Here is a 14,722-nt window from a genome sequence, read left to right on the forward strand (position 1 = left end):
CCTGCCGATGGCATCGGGCCGGGGCGAGCACAGGCGCGACGAGCGCGGGCTCGTCCTGCCGACCCGGCTCATGGTGTTCAGCATCTCCGCGGTGGTCCTGGCCGGCCTCGCCTTCGTGGCGACCCAGCACGACCGCGGCCCCGACACCGCGACCCCGGCGGCGGTGACCCGCCCGAAGCCGACCCCGTCCGCGGTCACCACCACGGTCCCGGTCGCGCCGACCACCACGCCGGCGGCCAAGCCGGCCGTCCGGCGCGGCTCGGTGTACGTCGTGGTCTTCAACAACTCCAACGTCAAGGGCCTCGCCGGCAAGACCGCCACCCGGGCCCAGCGTGCCGGCTGGAACGTCGTGGCGACGGACAACTGGTACGGCACCGTCGACACCAGCACGGTGTACTTCCCGCCCCGTCTCAAGGCGGCGGGCGCGCTCCTTGCGAAGGACCTCGGGATCACCCGCGTGAAGCCGGCGATCGCCCCGATGCGCACCGACCGGCTCACGGTGATCCTGACCGGCGACTTCCACTGATCCCGGCCCGCTCTGGTTGAGTGGACCTCATGGAGCAGCCCCACTCCGCCTCGGCGAGCCCGGAGTACGCCGCGCTCCTCCGGGCCGGCGACCGGCTCCTGGTCGCCCTCGACTTCGACGGCACGCTCGCGCCGATCGTCGAGAACCCCGACGTGGCGCTGATCCACCCCGAGGCGCCCGAGGTCCTCGCCGGCCTGTCCGCGCAGGTCCGCGCGGTCGCGGTGGTGACCGGCCGCCCCGCCCGACAGGTGCTCGCGCTCGGCGGCCTCGACGACGTCGGCGACGCGATCGGCGAGTCCGGTCGTGAGCTGGTCGTGCTCGGCCAGTACGGCAACGAGCGCTGGTCCTCGAACGCCCGCCGCGTGGTCTCCCCGAAGCCGCCGGCCGGGCTGGCCAGCCTGATCGGCGACCTGCCCCGGCTGCTGCGGCGCGCCGACGCCGCGGAGGCCTGGATCGAGGAGAAGGGCCTGGCCGTGGCGGTGCACACCCGCCGCATGGCCGACCCGCGAGGCGCCTTCGAACGCCTGCTCCCCGTGCTCACCGACGCCGCCAAGACGCGCAACCTCACCCTGGAGCCGGGGCGCATGGTGATCGAGATCCGCTCCAGCGGCATGGACAAGGGCGTGGCCCTGCGCCGCCTCGTCGAGGAGTACGACGCGCAGGGCGTGCTGTTCGTCGGCGACGACCTCGGCGACGTACCGGCGTTCGAGGCGGTCGCCGCGCTCCGTCGCGAGGGCATGCCGACCCTGCTCGTCTGCTCCGGCTCGGACGAGGAGTCCACCCTGCGCGACCTCGCCGACCTGGTCGTCGCAGGGCCGGACGGCGTCATGGAATTCCTGCGGCGGCTGACCGCCGACCTGGCCCGGGACTGAGCTCCGCGGCCTGCCCGCGGTCCGAGACATGCGTCTCGAATGTCGGAATCGATGTGCACATTCTGAGACGGATCTCTACGCTGGAGCACAGCTCATCGAGAGGGACTGAGGGATACGGCCCGTTGAAGTCCCGGCAACCGCCGCGCGAGCCTCCGACCGCCACCGTCGTGGCCCGGATCCGCGGGGTGTGGTGCCAAATCCGTCCCGAGCCGAGAGTCGGCCCCCGGGGAAGATGAGAAGGAGGCCTCCTTGAGCACGGGAACATCGAAAACCGGCACCACGACTCAGGTCCACGAGACCTCGGGGGGCACCGTCCTCCGTGAGGGCGCGTTCGGCAACGCGAGAGGCCTGGTCTGTCGCGAGTGCGGCGCGACCCAGCCGCTCGGGCCGCACTACGCCTGTCTGGAGTGCTTCGGACCCCTGGAGATCGCCTACGACTTCCCCGAGGTCACCCGCGAGCAGATCGAGGCCGGCCCGCGCAACATCTGGCGCTACAAGGCGCTGCTGCCCGTGCCCGACGACATCGAGTCCTCCCCGAACACCGAGCCGGGGTTCACCCGGCTGCTCTGGGCCGAGAACCTCGGCCGCGAGCTCGGCATCACGACCCTGTGGGTCAAGGACGACTCGACCAACCCGACCAACTCCTTCAAGGACCGGGTCGTGGCGTGCGCGCTGAGCGCGGCGGTGGAGTTCGGCTCGAAGGTGTTCGCCTGTCCCTCGACGGGCAACCTCGCCAACGCGGTGGCCGCGGCCGGCGCGCGGGCCGGGATCAAGACGGTCGTGTTCATCCCGAGCAACCTCGAGCACCCCAAGCAGGTCAACTCCGCGATCTTCACCGACTCCCTGGTCGCCGTCGAGGGCAACTACGACGACGTCAACCGGCTCGCGTCGGAGATCGCCGGCGAGGAGGACGGCTGGGCGTTCGTGAACGTCAACGTCCGCCCGTTCTACGCCGAGGGGTCGAAGACGCTGGGCTACGAGATCGCCGAGCAGCTCGGGTGGCGACTCCCCGACCAGATCGTGATCCCGGTGGCCTCGGGCTCCCAGCTGACCAAGGTCGACAAGGCGTTCCAGGAGCTGATCAAGCTCGGCCTGGTCGAGGACAAGCCCTACCGGGTCTTCGGGGCGCAGGCCGAGGGCTGCGGCCCGGTCGCAACCGCCTTCAAGGCGGGCGTCGACGCGATCCGCCCGGTCAAGCCCGACACCATCGCGAAGTCGCTGGCGATCGGCAACCCCGCTGACGGCATCTACGTCCTCGACATCGCCCGCCGGACCTCCGGCGCGGTCGAGGAGGTCGACGACGACGCGATCCGGGACGCCATCGTGCTGCTCGCGCGCACCGAGGGCATCTTCACCGAGACCGCCGGCGGCACCACCGTCGCGGTCCTGAAGAAGCTGGTGGAGACCGGTCAGCTCGACCCCGACCTCGAGACCGTCGTGATCAACACCGGCCACGGCCTGAAGACGCTCGACGCGGTCTCCGGCCGGGTCGCCCCGGCGGCGACCATCGCCCCGACGTACGACGCCTTCGCCGCATCCGGCATCGTCTGACCTGCGTCCACCCGAGCCCGAGGAGAGCCATGAGCGTGACCGTCCGCATCCCGACCATCCTGCGCACCTACACCGGCGGGCAGTCGGAGGTCACCGCCGAGGGCGCCACGCTGGCGGACGTGCTCGACGACCTCGAGGCGAACCACACCGGCATCCGGGCCCGCATCCTCGACGACGCCGGGGACATCCGCCGCTTCGTCAACGTGTACGTCGGCAACGACGACGTGCGGTTCCTCGACGGCCTGGGCACCGCCACCCCGGACGGCGCTCAGCTCTCGATCATCCCGGCGGTCGCCGGGGGCTGACCGGGAGGTCGCTCAGCGGCCGTGGTGGCCCTTCCCGTGGCCACCGGGGTGGGCGGGTGCGGTGCCGCTCGCCAGGTGCTTCGCTCGGCCGGGGCCCAGGGGCTTCTCGCCGCAGGCCAGCTTCGGCGGCCTGGGTGCGCCCGCCGCCTTCGGCCCGCTGGCCGCCTGCGCGACGCAGTGCGCCCAGGCCTGCATCGCCTGGGCGTGGGCACGGCCCGCGGCAGAGGCGGGGTTCGGCGTCCCGGTGTCGCCCGGCTGCCCCGGTGCCTCGGTGTCGGGTGCCTCGGTGTCGGGTGCCTCGGTCTCCGGCGCCTCGGTCTCGGTGTCGTCGGGCTCCGCCGGATCGCTGACGTGCGCGGTCGCGGGCGGCGTACCTGGTCCGTCGCTGCCGCTGAGCGCGAACGCCCCGACCGGGAGCGCCAGGGCGGCCAGCGCGAGCCCGGCCAGGCTGGTGGTGCGGACGAGCCTCATCGGTGCCCCCTCGGGTCGGCTGTCCCGATTGTCCGACCTGGAACCCCTGCGGCGCAACGCTCGGCGTTGTCGAAGGCGCCCGGTCCGGTCTCGCTACGCTGCGGCACGTGACGCGCGCGCGGGCCTTCCACCTCCTCACCTTCCTGGTCACGGCCTTCGCGCTCGTGCTCCAGCTGGTCCTGGTCGTGCAGGGTCACCGCGTGCTCGACGAGCACCACCGCCCCGACCTGGCCACGCGGGTGGTCCGGTACTTCTCCTACCTGACGATCTGGTCGAACATCCTGGTCGCCTGGTCGACGCTCAGCCTGGCGCTGGGCCGGGACCGCGACACCCGCCTGTGGCGGGTGCTGCGGCTGGACGCGGTGGTGCTGATCCTGCTGGCCGGCGTCGTCCACTTCTTCTTCCTGCGCCCGCTGCTGGACCTGCACGAGTGGGACCTGGTCGCCGACCGCTCGCTGCACCTCATCGTGCCGGCCCTCGCCGTCGGGGGATGGCTGGTCCTGGGACCGCGGGGGCGGGTGGACCGGGGTGACGTGCTCGGGGCGCTCGTGCTGCCGCTGGCCTGGCTCGCGTACACGCTGGTCCGCGGCGCGTTCGTGTCCTGGTACCCCTACCCGTTCATCGACGTCGACCGGCACGCGCACGCCGTCGTGGCGCTCAACTGTGCTGGCGTCGCGGCCTTGATGCTGGCCTTCGCGTGGGGGGCGCTCCTGCTGGACCGGCGGCTCTCCCCGGCGGCCGCCCGCACCGCGAGCTGAGCGGGCCCGGCGCGGCGGACGACTGTTTGCACTCGTAGGGACCGAGTGCTAAAACTGTGGTTGGCACTCTCCGTGTGAGAGTGACAACTCAGGGCCGAGGAGTCGAGGTCCGAAGGCGCCGCCGGGAAGGGTCCGACGGGTCAGCCCGGGCCGTCCGTCGCGGGCGACGATTCGGCCGTCCGACTCATCTGCGTGAGGAACCGCACGAGTTATGTCGAAGCTGATTGCTTTCAATGAGGAGGCCCGGCGTGGTCTCGAGCGTGGCATGAACACGCTCGCCGACGCCGTCAAGGTCACCCTCGGCCCCAAGGGCCGCAACGTCGTCCTCGAGAAGAAGTGGGGCGCCCCCACCATCACCAACGATGGTGTGAGCATCGCCAAGGAGATCGAGCTCGAGGAGCCCTACGAGAAGATCGGCGCCGAGCTGGTCAAGGAGGTCGCCAAGAAGACCGACGACGTCGCCGGTGACGGCACGACGACGGCGACCGTCCTGGCCCAGGCCATGGTCCGCGAGGGCCTGCGCAACGTGGCCGCCGGCGCGAACCCGATGGCGCTCAAGCGCGGCATCGAGACCGCCGTCAAGGCGGTCACCGACGCCCTGCTCGAGATGAGCAAGGACGTCGAGACCAAGGAGCAGATCGCCGCGACCGCCTCGATCTCCGCCGCCGACACCACCGTGGGTGACGCCATCGCCGAGGCGATGGACAAGGTCGGCAAGGAAGGCGTCATCACCGTCGAGGAGTCGAACACCTTCGGGCTCGACCTCGAGCTGACCGAGGGCATGCGGTTCGACAAGGGCTTCATCTCGCAGTACTTCATGACCGACCCGGAGCGCATGGAGGCGGTGCTCGAGGAGCCCTACATCCTCATCGCCAACCAGAAGGTCTCCACGGTCAAGGACCTGCTCCCGCTGCTGGAGAAGGTCATGCAGGCCGGCAAGCCCCTGCTGATCATCGCCGAGGACGTCGACGGCGAGGCGCTGTCGACCCTGGTGGTCAACAAGATCCGCGGCACGTTCAAGTCGGTCGCGGTCAAGGCCCCCGGCTTCGGCGACCGCCGCAAGGCCATGATGCAGGACATCGCGATCCTGACCGGCGGACAGGTGATCTCCGAGGACGTCGGCCTCAAGCTGGAGAACACCGGCATCGAGCTGCTCGGCCAGGCCCGCAAGGTCGTCATCACCAAGGACGAGACCACCATCGTCGAGGGTGCCGGTGACGAGGAGCAGATCAAGGGTCGGGTCAACCAGATCCGCGCCGAGATCGAGAAGAGCGACTCCGACTACGACCGCGAGAAGCTGCAGGAGCGCCTGGCCAAGCTGGCCGGCGGTGTCGCGGTGATCAAGGTCGGCGCGGCCACCGAGGTCGAGCTCAAGGAGCGCAAGCACCGCATCGAGGACGCCGTTCGCAACGCGAAGGCGGCCGTCGAGGAGGGCATCGTCGCCGGCGGCGGCGTCGCCCTGGTGCAGGCCAGCGACAAGGCGTTCGAGAAGCTCGAGCTCACCGGCGACGAGGCCACCGGCGCGAACATCGTGAGGCTGGCCGCCGAGGCTCCGCTCAAGCAGATCGCGATCAACGCGGGTCTCGAGGGCGGCGTCGTGGCGGAGAAGGTGCGCAACCTTCCCGCGGGCGAGGGCCTCAACGCGGCCACCGGCGAGTACGTCGACATGGTCAAGGCCGGCATCATCGACCCGGCCAAGGTGACCCGGTCGGCGCTGCAGAACGCCGCGTCGATCGCCGCGCTGTTCCTCACCACCGAGGCGGTCGTGGCCGACAAGCCCGAGAAGGCCCCGGCGATGCCGGGCGGCGACGGCGGCATGGGCGGCATGGACTTCTGAGCCGGGACCCTGCGAGGTACGAGCAGGGTCACGACGCGAAGAGGTTGAGCGACGGCGGGCCGAAACCTCATCAGTGTCCAGCACGAACAGCAACAGGGGCCCCGGTCTTCGGACCGGGGCCCCTGTTGGCGTCGTGAGGTGTGCGCCTTCGAGACCTCAGGCGCCGGCGGTCATGCCGAGACGATGTTGGCGCCGATGGCCTCGAGCATCTCGGGCGTGACGTCGGTGACCCCGTGGGCCTCCCGGGCATGCACCGAGACGAGCTCCAGGATGCGCTCGCGGCTGTCTTCCTCGAAGCGGGCCGAGCAACCCGGCATCGCATCTCCGCAGCTGAGTCTGTACTTCATGGTTTCCCTCCCTTGTCACCGTCCGGTCCGGGCCCCGCTGGCGTCGGACCGGGCGCTGGTTCCTGTGCTGGTTCGCGGGGCAGTCGTGCCAGCAGCACGGTGCCTTCCTCGTCCCCCTCGGCCCCGAGGAAGCCTCCGTGGGCCACGACGAGAGCGCGGGCCAGGTACAGCCCGATCGTCACGCCCGTGGTGTCGTCGTTGGTGCCGAACGGGTCGAACAGCGCCCTGAGGATCATCGGGCTGATCGGCTCGCCCTCCCGGACGACCCGGATCTCCTGCCAGGAGCCGGACTCCACGACGTCGATCGACACGCGGTCCGGCGTCGGCTCGCGGTGAGCGGTCTCCCAGAGGTCGCGGAGCACCCGGCTGAGGAGCCGCGGGTCGGCGTACACGCTCAGGTCGGCGCCGTGGCGCACATCAGGGCTGCCGGTCAGGCCCTGGCAGAGCGTCGCGAGGTCGATCGGCTCGGCGTTCACCCGGACGCGGCCGAGCGAGGCCGACGCGGACAGCTCGACGTCGAGGATGTGGTCCGAGAGGCGGGTCAGCGCGTCGGCGAGGCGCTCGTGGGACTCCGGCAGCTTCTCCTCCGGGACGTCGCCCTCGGCCAGCATCATCGCCCACCCGCGGGCCACGGCGACCGGGGTGCGCAGCTCGTGCGCGAACGCGGCCAGGAAGCGGTCCCGTTGCCGCGCCTCGTCGGGGTCGGGCTGGTTGGTGATCACGGCCGTTCCGGCGACGAGGAAGTCGCGCACCCAGCGGTGCAACAGCGAGGACTCGACGTCCCACTCCTGGGCTACGTCCTCCACGGAGCGGCCGCCGAGCACGGCGAGGACCATCGAGACGCGCAGGTCCACGGCGGCCTGGGCGGTGACGCGCGGGTCGACCTGTCCGGACGTGCGAAAGCCCCGCACCAATTGCGGTCGCACCGGCTCAGGCGTCTCGGTCAATGCGCGTCCCTCGATCGAGGCGTGCCGTCCCCCCGGCGTGCCTTCCCTCCCCTCGCAGGCTCCCGAGCAGCGAGCGAGCCCGGGTCAACGCTACGCCGCTCGGCACGCAGCGCACGCGATTAACCCGGAATTGTCTGGATTTACCCGAATCTGCCTCCAGGCCCGCCTCCGCGCAGGACTTCCGACCCTACCCGGCCGGTGTGACGCCGGTCACCATCGGCACCAAGGGCGCCGCTGCGGCGCCGAGGTCGGGGCGGTTGTCATGACTCCTGGTTTGGTCGTCCTCGCCGGTCGCTACCTCGACTGGGGCGTGATCAGCATCAGCGTCACCAATGCCGCGATCATCGCGGCGATGGTCGTCGTGTTCGTCCTCGCGCTCGTGGCGCCGTTCCCGCACGACCGCGACGACGACGGGGAGCGACGGCCATGAGCGCGCGCGGCTCGACCGCGACAGCCGGCCGCAACTGGACGGTCGGCCTGCGCACCTGGGTGCAGGGGCTCGTCCCCAGCGGCCAGGCGCTGCCCGACCGGCAGCCCGTGTACGTCGCCTCCTGGATCTACGTCTTCGGCGTCCTCTCGCTCGCGTCGTTCGTCGTGGTCCTGGCCTCGGGGCTCGTGCTCACCGTCGGTGGGTCGCTGTGGTGGCACACGTCGTCGCTGGGCCACTTCGTGAACTCGATGCACCTGTGGAGCGTCGAGCTGTTCTTCGCCACGATGGTGATCCACCTCTGGGGCAAGTTCTGGATGGCGGCGTGGCGCGGTGAGCGTGCGCTCACGTGGGTGACCGGTGTGCTCCTGTTCGTGTCCTCGATCGGGACCGCGTTCACCGGCTACCTCTCCGAGTCCGACTTCACCTCCCAGTGGATCGCGGCGGAGGGCAAGGACGGGATCAACGCGATCGGCGTGGGCGCGTTCTTCAACATCCTGAACCCCGCCCAGATGCTGCTCTGGCACGTCGCCCTGCTGCCGCTCGCGGTCGGAGCACTCGTCGTGTGGCACGTGATCCTGGTACGGCGCCACGGCGTGGTGCCACCACTCGAGGCCTCCGCGCCCGAGCCGGCCCGGGTCGGTGAGTGAGATGGCCACCGTGACCCGGCCGGCGGCCGGCCGGCGCGCCCCGCGGACGGAGTGGGACTCCCACGACTTCCCGACTCGCCACTACGACCTGGTCAAGGAGTTCGTGATCGCCCTCGTGGTGATGACGCTCCTGACCGCGGCGCTGGCTGCGATCTTCTCCTCGCCCGACGACAAGGCGATCACGATGGCCCGCTGGGCCCAGGCCGACCCGAACGACGTGATCGCCACGGCGGCCGGCGAGCTGGCCGGCACCACCACCAGTGCGACGTACGGCGCGCCGTACAACCACGCGGCGGAGGGCCAGAGCGTGCTCGGCGTGCCGCTGCAGAAGTGGGGCGGCGTCCGGATCCCGGTGAGCTCGCAGGACCTCGTGCTGCAGCCGCTCGCCGGGGTGCGCGGCGACCCGGCCCTGAGCCAGGCGCTCGGTACGTGGAGGGGCTCGACCACCGACCAGCAGAAGAGCTGGGCCTCGGCGTACGTCGACGCGCTCGACAAGGCCGGCGGTGACCCGGCGAAGGTGGCGACCGGCGACTTCGGGCCGGTGCCCGCGCTGGCGGCCGGCCTGCTGTCCGTCGCCCGGTCGGGCGCCCTCGAGGGTGCCCTCACCTCGGCCGGGACGTTCTACGGAGGCGACCAGACCCGGTCGGTGCTGCTGCTGGCCGACGGTGCGTACCTCGAGGACACGGCGGTCGCCCAGCACCTGGGCGGCGACCAGTGGGGGATGATGAACGAGGTCGGCAACTACCCCGGCCAGCCGTGGATGTGGCTGTACACGTTCTGGTACCAGGTCAAGCCGTTCTCGACCTCGGACAACGCCGACGCCGAGGTCTGGGCGCTGATGATGCTGCTCACGCTGCTGCTCATGCTGGTGCCGTTCATCCCCGGCCTGAGGGACGTGCCCCGGTGGATCCCGGTGCACCGGCTGGTGTGGAGGGACTACTACCGCCGGCACCCGCGCACGTGATCAGAACACGTTGCGCGGCCGGAACTGCACGCTGATCCGGGGGCCGACGGGGCGGCTGGTCTTGGGCACGGCGTGCTCCCAGGTGCGCTGGCAGGAGCCGCCCATCACGAGCAGGTCGCCGTGTCCGAGCCAGTGCGTCTGCTCGACGCTGCCGCCCTTCGGGCGGAGCAGGAGCTTGCGCGGTGCGCCGAAGGAGACGATCGCCACCATCGTGTCGTGGGTGCGGCCCCGCCCGATCCGGTCACCGTGCCAGGCCACGGAGTCGTGGCCGTCGCGGTAGTAGCAGCACCCCGCCGTCACGAACGGCTCGCCCAGCTCGTCGGCGTAGTGCCGGCTGAGCAGGTCGCGCGCCTCGGCCAGTCGCTCGTGCGGAAGGGTCTCGCCGACGGCGTACGTGCACACGAGGCGAGGGACGTCGACGACGCGGTCGTACATCTCGCGACGTTCCGCCCGCCAGGGCACGTCCCTTACCAGCTGCGCGAACAGCTCGTCGGCTCCGGAGAACCACCCGGGGAGCACGTCGATCCAGGCACCCCGCGAGAGCGGGACCCGGCGCAGGCCGTCGAGGGCGCCGACCGTGATCTCGGGCGCGTCGAACAGCGAGGGCTGGAAGGCCGTGGCCATGCGGACCACTGTAGCCCAAGGTCGAACAGATGTTCGAGTGCTGCCTAGCGGGTCTCGACCGGCTCGACCGAGGGCGGGACCGTGGGACTGATCTGCTCGGCCGGGGCCACTTCCGCGGGTGGACCCGCCTCGGTCGTCGAGGAGCGGAGCCCGTTCGCGGTCGGGTCGAGCTGCTGCTCGAGGCGGCCGACCGACAGCCACGCGACCACGCCGCAGCCCGCGACGAGCACCAGGAGGTACGCCAGGTGCAGCCCGTGGCCGATCATGAACCCGGCCACGATCGGCCCCAGGATCGAGGCGAACTGGAAGCACCCCGAGGTCAGGCCGTTGTACCGACCGCGCAGGTGGTCGGGCGCGAGGTCGTTGACGATGGCCGGCATCGTGGGCTGCAGGAGGGTCTCGCCGAGCGCGAAGACCGACGCGCAGGCAGCGACGAAGAACGTCGCGGCCACCGAGCCGGGCCACAGCCCGCTGGCGCCGAGCAGCACCCACGACGCGGCCCAGACGATCGCCATCACCACGATCACCCGGGTGCGTCGACGGCCCTCGATCCGCTGCAGCACGATCAGCTGCAGCAGGACGATCACCAGCGTGTTGGCAGCGAAGGCCAGACCCAGGCCGCGGGTCGAGATCTGGCCGATCGCGCGGGCGTACGCCGGCATGCCGGAGTTCAGCTGGGCGTAGCCGACGAACGCGGACACGAACATCAGCGCGCACAGCGTGCCCATCGCCGGTGCCCGGAGCACCTGGAGGTAGCTGACCGTCGCGCCGTCAGCGTGGTCGCCGTGCGACGGCGCGGGCCTGCCGATGTGGCGCAGCGGCACCAGCAGCAGGAAGAGCCCGGGGAGGTAGCTCACCGCGTTGCCCAGGTACATCGCCTGGAACGTGACCGGCTTCTCGACGTCGACGATCAGCCCGCCGAGGATGCCGCCGATGCCGATGCCCAGGTTGAGCAGCGAGAAGTTCATGCCGAAGTACCGGGCCCGGATCTCCGAGGGAACCACCGAGGAGACCAGCGCCTGGACCGACGGCCAGCCCACGCCGAACCCGCCTCCCACGATCGCCATGCCCAGGACGGCGATCGGCAGGTTGACCGCGAAGGCCATCACCACCTCGCCGACGACGGAGGACACCAGCACGCCGATCATCGCCCGGCGCGGGCCCACCCGGTCGATCAGGGACCCGCCCGGGATCGAGGTCACGACGCCCGCCGCCGACATGCCGGCGATCAGGAGGCCGACGACGTCGAGGGAGAAGTGGCGGATCTCGTGGAGGTAGACCACCCAGAAGGGGAGCACGAGGCCGGTGCCGATGAACTCGAAGGCCACCACCGACAGCAGCAGCCGGCCCTCGCGTGGGAGGTCGTGCCAGAACGAGGAGATCGAGGGGCGCTGGGTCGGACGCTGGGTCGGAGTGGACATCGTCCTCGAGTCTCGCACCGGGCTCGGGGCGTTCGCACCGGGATAAACCCGGGGCTCGGCGTCCCGAGGCCCCTCGGACGGATGCGGTCAAAACGCCGTCGCGGTCCGTTTCCGGCCGATATCGTTGCCGACGGACCTGAGGAGCGGTACGTGGCTGATCACGTGATTCCGGCGAGCGCGTCGCAGCGCGGCCGCAAGCACTTGCTGGTGCGCGAGTATGTGCGCTCGCTGATCGTCGACGCCGAGCCCGGCAGCCCGGCGCCCTCCGAGCGCGACCTGGTCGAGCAGTTCGGGGTGGCGCGGATGACCGTCCGGCACGCCCTCGACGGGCTGGTCGCCCAGGGCCTGCTCGAGCGGATCCCCGGCCGCGGGACGTTCGTGACCAAGCCGCTGATCGACATGCAGATGCGGCTGTCCTCGTTCTCCGAGGAGATGGAGCGCCGGGGCAAGATCCCCGAGTCGCGCACGCTGCTCGCCCGCCGCGAGACGGCCGGTCCGGGACTGGCCCGCGCGCTCGAGACCGAGGTCGGCGCCCCGATCGTGCACTGGGAGCGGCTGCGCCTCGCCGACAGCCAGCCGATCTGCATCCAGCACGTGTACCTCTCGCTGGACACGTTCCCGCGGTTCCTCGACGACGCGTTGCCCTCCAGCCTGTACTACTGGTTCGCCGACCAGGACCTGATGCCGACCTGGGGCGAGGACTCCGTCGTCGCGGCCGTGGCCACCGAGGAGGAGGCCGAGGCGCTCGAGCTCGAGCCCGGAGCGCCCGTGCTGCACATCTCGCGTCGCTCGTTCTGCCGCGAGACCGCGGTCGAGGTGACGCGCAGCATCTACCGCGCCGACCGGTACACCCTCTGGGTGCCGGTGCTGCGGCCCGAGCACCTGCGCTGAGGACCCGCGACTCCGGTCGCGAATTCGTCGCGTCGGTGTCTTGTACTCTACCTAGCCCCTAGGTAGAGTACGAGCATGGCTCCGCGCATGACGATCCCGACCCAGCTGGTGCTGCGTGCCCTGCTCGAGGATCCCGACGAGGAGCGGTACGGCTACGACATCGGGGAGTCCGCCGGTCTGGCCAGCGGCACGGTCCACCCGATCCTCGCGCGCCTCGAGGGCCTCGGGTGGCTGACCTCGCGGTGGGAGGACGTCGACTCCAGGATCGCCGGGCGGCCGTCACGCCGGTACTACCGGCTGACCGCCGAGGGAGCGCACGCCGCCCGCGACGCGCTCGCCCGGACGCACCGCTCGCGCCTTCCCTGGCTCTCGCCGCAGCCCTCGCCAGGCACGTCATGACCAGCGCCGGGCGACGTCCGGCCTGGTGGTCGGCGAGCGTCACGCGAGCAGCCCTCCATGCCATCCCGCCGGGCGGGGCCCGCGACCGGTGGCAGCAGGAGCTGATCTCCGAGCTCTACGGGCTGAGCGCCGGCCAGCAGGTCCGGCACACCCTGGGCGTCGTCACCCGAGCGCCCGCCCTACGTGCCGCGGTCACCGGCCGCGACCGCATCATCGAGGAGAACATCATGAGGAAGCCGATCCGGTGCCGCCTGCACCTGCACAAGTTCCTCGTCGCGAGCACCGAGGACGGCTCCCGGTTCCTGCGCTGCCGCCGCTGCGGCAAGGAGGACCCGGGTCTGGGCGCCGGTCACTGGGCCGGGTCGCTCGGGGGCGGCGGATCCGCGTAGCACGTCGGGGGATTCGGCCCCAGCCAGCGAGCGATCCGTCAGGGTGCGGCTCACAGCCCGCCGATCGGGGCGACCACGATGCCGGCGGTCTCGCACACCCAGGTCGGGTCGGGGCCGCCGAGGTCGGGATCGACGTACAACGCGTGGGTCGCGTCGTCGCACGCCGTGCACAGCGGCCAGCGTCCCGACCGCTCGAGCAGGGCGTCCTGGACGTCCTGGGCCACCAGGCCGACCACGAAGTCCCGGCCCTCGGGCCACTGCTCGAGCCACCAGCCACGCTGGGCCACGGCGTCCTCGAGCACGGAGACGGTGTCGGGGTCGGCAGCGCCGGTGGACTCGAGGTCGCGCAACACCAGCGCGCGCGCCGTCATCACGGGGTCGTCGAATGCCACGATGACCATTGTGTCCCCCGACCCCGAACCGATCGCCTCGAGTGCACCGCCCGCGCTCCTGTCAGACCCGCTGCTCGAGGTGGTGGTGCTGCACCCTCGTGACGCCGAGGCGGCCACCGTCGGGCAGGCCGACCGGCTGCTCGCGCTGGCCGAGCCGGAACTGGGAGGACGCTCTCCCGAACCCGCCGCGGTGTCCGCGATCCTGCGGGAGACCGATCTGCCGGTCCGCGTGCTGCTGCGGCTGGAGGACGGGCTCGGGCTGAGCGTCGAGGGTCTCACCCGTCTCGCCGGCCTGGCCCGCGACTACCTCACGCTGGGCGCCCAGGGTGTGGTCTTCGGGTTCCTGGACCGCGACCTCGAGATCGACCGCACCGCCTGCTCGGCGCTCGCGCAGGAGCTGGCCGGCACGCCGTGGACGTTCGCGCGCGCCTTCGACGCCGCCCTGTACGCCGACCGCGCCTGGCGCGACGTCCGCCGGCTGCCGGGCCTCGACGGGGTCAGCTCGGCCGGCTCGACCCGCGGCTTCGCGGCGGGTGGCGACGAGCTGCTGCGCCGCTGCGCCGCCGACCCCGACGTCGCCGCCCTGCTGGTCGCCGCCGGGGGTCTGACCACGGAGCACGTGCCCTGGCTGATCCGGACCGGCGTGCGCCAGTTCAGCCTCGGCGAGGAGGCGCGCCCCGACGGCTCCTGGTCGAAGGCGTACGTCGCCGCCGACTACGTCCGGGCCTGGCGGATGCTGCTCGACGACGCCCACCAGAGGGCGCTCGGGGTGCCGGTCGACTGAGGCGGCGGCGTCCATTCCCGGGACAAGCCGGGAGTCGCGCCCCTAAAATCGGGGTCGCGTCGTCGTCCTCACTCATCACGTCTCGTACGTGCAGGATGGAGCCGGCCGCGGGCACGGGGGTGCGACGAAGGGTGCACCTCGGCGGATCGCCGGGCGGGTGCGGACCT

Annotated in this window: 19 protein-coding genes and 1 riboswitch; of the genes, 13 read left to right on the plus strand and 6 right to left on the minus strand. The window is 71.5% G+C overall.

What is annotated here, in order from left to right:
- Window positions 1-7: 7 nt before the first annotated feature.
- The 4 genes from EFL26_RS01360 (at window position 8) to EFL26_RS01375 (ending at window position 3,254) form a co-directional block, all read left to right on the plus strand.
- A complete protein-coding gene (locus EFL26_RS01360) occupies window positions 8-526 on the plus strand; it encodes a LytR C-terminal domain-containing protein (protein WP_123221083.1) in 519 nt (172 codons plus the stop codon).
- Between the two features lie 29 nt (window positions 527-555).
- Window positions 556-1,398 (plus strand): trehalose-phosphatase, encoded by an 843-nt coding sequence (gene otsB / locus EFL26_RS01365; RefSeq protein WP_123221084.1) that lies wholly within the window; start codon window positions 556-558, stop codon window positions 1,396-1,398.
- Window positions 1,399-1,487: 89 nt separating this feature from the next.
- Window positions 1,488-1,637, plus strand: a riboswitch (SAM riboswitch).
- Between the two features lie 10 nt (window positions 1,638-1,647).
- On the plus strand, window positions 1,648-2,949 hold the full coding sequence (thrC, locus tag EFL26_RS01370) for a threonine synthase (RefSeq protein WP_123221085.1): 1,302 nt from the start codon (window positions 1,648-1,650) through the stop codon (window positions 2,947-2,949).
- A 29-nt stretch (window positions 2,950-2,978) separates the two neighbouring features.
- Window positions 2,979-3,254 carry a MoaD/ThiS family protein gene (locus EFL26_RS01375; protein WP_123221086.1) on the plus strand — a complete coding sequence of 92 codons (276 nt, stop codon included), beginning with the start codon at window positions 2,979-2,981 and terminating at the stop codon, window positions 3,252-3,254.
- 12 nt (window positions 3,255-3,266) lie between these two features.
- Here the strand turns inward: EFL26_RS01375 and EFL26_RS01380 are convergent, their stop codons facing one another.
- Window positions 3,267-3,725: a hypothetical protein gene (locus EFL26_RS01380; protein WP_123221087.1), complete on the minus strand. Its 459-nt coding sequence runs from the start codon at window positions 3,723-3,725 to the stop codon at window positions 3,267-3,269.
- A 107-nt stretch (window positions 3,726-3,832) separates the two neighbouring features.
- Here EFL26_RS01380 and EFL26_RS01385 point away from each other — a divergent pair, with 107 nt between their 5' ends.
- Together EFL26_RS01385 and groL are read left to right on the plus strand one after the other, a co-directional pair.
- On the plus strand, window positions 3,833-4,483 hold the full coding sequence (locus EFL26_RS01385) for a Pr6Pr family membrane protein (RefSeq protein WP_123221088.1): 651 nt from the start codon (window positions 3,833-3,835) through the stop codon (window positions 4,481-4,483).
- A gap of 211 nt (window positions 4,484-4,694) precedes the next feature.
- The gene (groL, locus tag EFL26_RS01390) at window positions 4,695-6,320 is read left to right on the plus strand and encodes a chaperonin GroEL (RefSeq protein ID WP_123221089.1); all 1,626 of its coding nucleotides are present in this window, start codon (window positions 4,695-4,697) and stop codon (window positions 6,318-6,320) included.
- 170 nt (window positions 6,321-6,490) lie between these two features.
- Here the strand turns inward: groL and EFL26_RS01395 are convergent, their stop codons facing one another.
- Both EFL26_RS01395 and EFL26_RS01400 read right to left on the minus strand, forming a co-directional pair.
- Entirely contained in the window at window positions 6,491-6,667 is a 177-nt protein-coding gene (locus tag EFL26_RS01395; protein ID WP_123221090.1) for a DUF1059 domain-containing protein, read from the minus strand.
- Entirely contained in the window at window positions 6,664-7,614 is a 951-nt protein-coding gene (locus EFL26_RS01400) for a sensor histidine kinase (RefSeq protein WP_148046598.1), read from the minus strand. The genes EFL26_RS01395 and EFL26_RS01400 overlap by 4 nt, the downstream gene beginning before the upstream one ends.
- 262 nt (window positions 7,615-7,876) lie before the next feature.
- On the opposite strand from EFL26_RS01400, the gene EFL26_RS23980 reads away from it, so the two are divergent.
- The 3 genes from EFL26_RS23980 to EFL26_RS01410 are packed head-to-tail and all read left to right on the plus strand — an operon-like array spanning window position 7,877 to window position 9,655.
- Complete coding sequence (locus EFL26_RS23980) at window positions 7,877-8,044, plus strand: hypothetical protein (RefSeq protein ID WP_183407979.1); 168 nt, start codon at window positions 7,877-7,879, stop codon at window positions 8,042-8,044.
- The gene (locus tag EFL26_RS01405; RefSeq protein WP_123221092.1) at window positions 8,041-8,691 is read left to right on the plus strand and encodes a cytochrome b N-terminal domain-containing protein; all 651 of its coding nucleotides are present in this window, start codon (window positions 8,041-8,043) and stop codon (window positions 8,689-8,691) included. Before EFL26_RS23980 ends, EFL26_RS01405 begins: the two co-directional genes overlap by 4 nt.
- A gap of 1 nt (window position 8,692) precedes the next feature.
- On the plus strand, window positions 8,693-9,655 hold the full coding sequence (locus EFL26_RS01410) for a hypothetical protein (RefSeq protein ID WP_123221093.1): 963 nt from the start codon (window positions 8,693-8,695) through the stop codon (window positions 9,653-9,655).
- Here the strand turns inward: EFL26_RS01410 and EFL26_RS01415 are convergent, their stop codons facing one another.
- Together EFL26_RS01415 and EFL26_RS01420 are read right to left on the minus strand one after the other, a co-directional pair.
- Window positions 9,656-10,279, minus strand: a complete 624-nt coding sequence (locus EFL26_RS01415; protein WP_123221094.1) for an alpha-ketoglutarate-dependent dioxygenase AlkB — start codon at window positions 10,277-10,279, stop codon at window positions 9,656-9,658.
- Window positions 10,280-10,323: 44 nt separating this feature from the next.
- Window positions 10,324-11,700, minus strand: coding sequence for an MFS transporter (locus EFL26_RS01420; RefSeq protein WP_123221095.1), 1,377 nt, complete (start codon window positions 11,698-11,700; stop codon window positions 10,324-10,326).
- Window positions 11,701-11,850: 150 nt separating this feature from the next.
- Between EFL26_RS01420 and EFL26_RS01425 the strand changes: the two genes are divergently transcribed.
- The 3 genes from EFL26_RS01425 to EFL26_RS01435 all read left to right on the plus strand — a co-directional run bounded on the left by EFL26_RS01425 (window position 11,851) and on the right by EFL26_RS01435 (window position 13,379).
- On the plus strand, window positions 11,851-12,591 hold the full coding sequence (locus tag EFL26_RS01425; protein WP_245999937.1) for a GntR family transcriptional regulator: 741 nt from the start codon (window positions 11,851-11,853) through the stop codon (window positions 12,589-12,591).
- Between the two features lie 75 nt (window positions 12,592-12,666).
- Window positions 12,667-12,990, plus strand: a complete 324-nt coding sequence (locus tag EFL26_RS01430; RefSeq protein ID WP_221176793.1) for a PadR family transcriptional regulator — start codon at window positions 12,667-12,669, stop codon at window positions 12,988-12,990.
- Entirely contained in the window at window positions 12,987-13,379 is a 393-nt protein-coding gene (locus EFL26_RS01435) for a hypothetical protein (protein WP_123221098.1), read from the plus strand. Before EFL26_RS01430 ends, EFL26_RS01435 begins: the two co-directional genes overlap by 4 nt.
- A 50-nt stretch (window positions 13,380-13,429) precedes the next feature.
- On the opposite strand, the gene EFL26_RS01440 is transcribed toward EFL26_RS01435, so the two are convergent.
- Window positions 13,430-13,780, minus strand: a complete 351-nt coding sequence (locus EFL26_RS01440; protein ID WP_123221212.1) for a hypothetical protein — start codon at window positions 13,778-13,780, stop codon at window positions 13,430-13,432.
- Here EFL26_RS01440 and EFL26_RS01445 point away from each other — a divergent pair.
- Window positions 13,773-14,555, plus strand: a complete 783-nt coding sequence (locus EFL26_RS01445) for a copper homeostasis protein CutC (RefSeq protein ID WP_123221213.1) — start codon at window positions 13,773-13,775, stop codon at window positions 14,553-14,555. The two genes, EFL26_RS01440 and EFL26_RS01445, sit on opposite strands and share 8 nt — an antisense overlap.
- The last annotated feature ends 167 nt before the right edge of the window (window positions 14,556-14,722 follow it).

It is taken from the genome of Nocardioides pocheonensis (assembly GCF_003725535.1).
GTDB lineage: Bacteria > Actinomycetota > Actinomycetes > Propionibacteriales > Nocardioidaceae > Marmoricola > Marmoricola pocheonensis.

Bases quoted from the DNA above. Each gene is read 5' to 3' on its own strand.
- EFL26_RS01410 (WP_123221093.1), top strand. From the start codon at position 8,693: ATGGCCACCGTGACCCGGCCGGCGGCCGGCCGGCGCGCCCCGCGGACG.
- EFL26_RS01415 (WP_123221094.1), bottom strand. From the start codon at position 10,279: ATGGCCACGGCCTTCCAGCCCTCGCTGTTCGACGCGCCCGAGATCACG.
- EFL26_RS01435 (WP_123221098.1), top strand. From the start codon at position 12,987: ATGACCAGCGCCGGGCGACGTCCGGCCTGGTGGTCGGCGAGCGTCACG.
- EFL26_RS23980 (WP_183407979.1), top strand. From the start codon at position 7,877: ATGACTCCTGGTTTGGTCGTCCTCGCCGGTCGCTACCTCGACTGGGGC.
- EFL26_RS01430 (WP_221176793.1), top strand. From the start codon at position 12,667: ATGGCTCCGCGCATGACGATCCCGACCCAGCTGGTGCTGCGTGCCCTG.
- EFL26_RS01375 (WP_123221086.1), top strand. From the start codon at position 2,979: ATGAGCGTGACCGTCCGCATCCCGACCATCCTGCGCACCTACACCGGC.
- EFL26_RS01445 (WP_123221213.1), top strand. From the start codon at position 13,773: ATGACCATTGTGTCCCCCGACCCCGAACCGATCGCCTCGAGTGCACCG.
- EFL26_RS01395 (WP_123221090.1), bottom strand. From the start codon at position 6,667: ATGAAGTACAGACTCAGCTGCGGAGATGCGATGCCGGGTTGCTCGGCC.
- EFL26_RS01405 (WP_123221092.1), top strand. From the start codon at position 8,041: ATGAGCGCGCGCGGCTCGACCGCGACAGCCGGCCGCAACTGGACGGTC.
- EFL26_RS01420 (WP_123221095.1), bottom strand. From the start codon at position 11,700: ATGTCCACTCCGACCCAGCGTCCGACCCAGCGCCCCTCGATCTCCTCG.
- EFL26_RS01440 (WP_123221212.1), bottom strand. From the start codon at position 13,780: ATGGTCATCGTGGCATTCGACGACCCCGTGATGACGGCGCGCGCGCTG.
- EFL26_RS01360 (WP_123221083.1), top strand. From the start codon at position 8: ATGGCATCGGGCCGGGGCGAGCACAGGCGCGACGAGCGCGGGCTCGTC.
- EFL26_RS01380 (WP_123221087.1), bottom strand. From the start codon at position 3,725: ATGAGGCTCGTCCGCACCACCAGCCTGGCCGGGCTCGCGCTGGCCGCC.
- otsB (WP_123221084.1), top strand. From the start codon at position 556: ATGGAGCAGCCCCACTCCGCCTCGGCGAGCCCGGAGTACGCCGCGCTC.
- groL (WP_123221089.1), top strand. From the start codon at position 4,695: ATGTCGAAGCTGATTGCTTTCAATGAGGAGGCCCGGCGTGGTCTCGAG.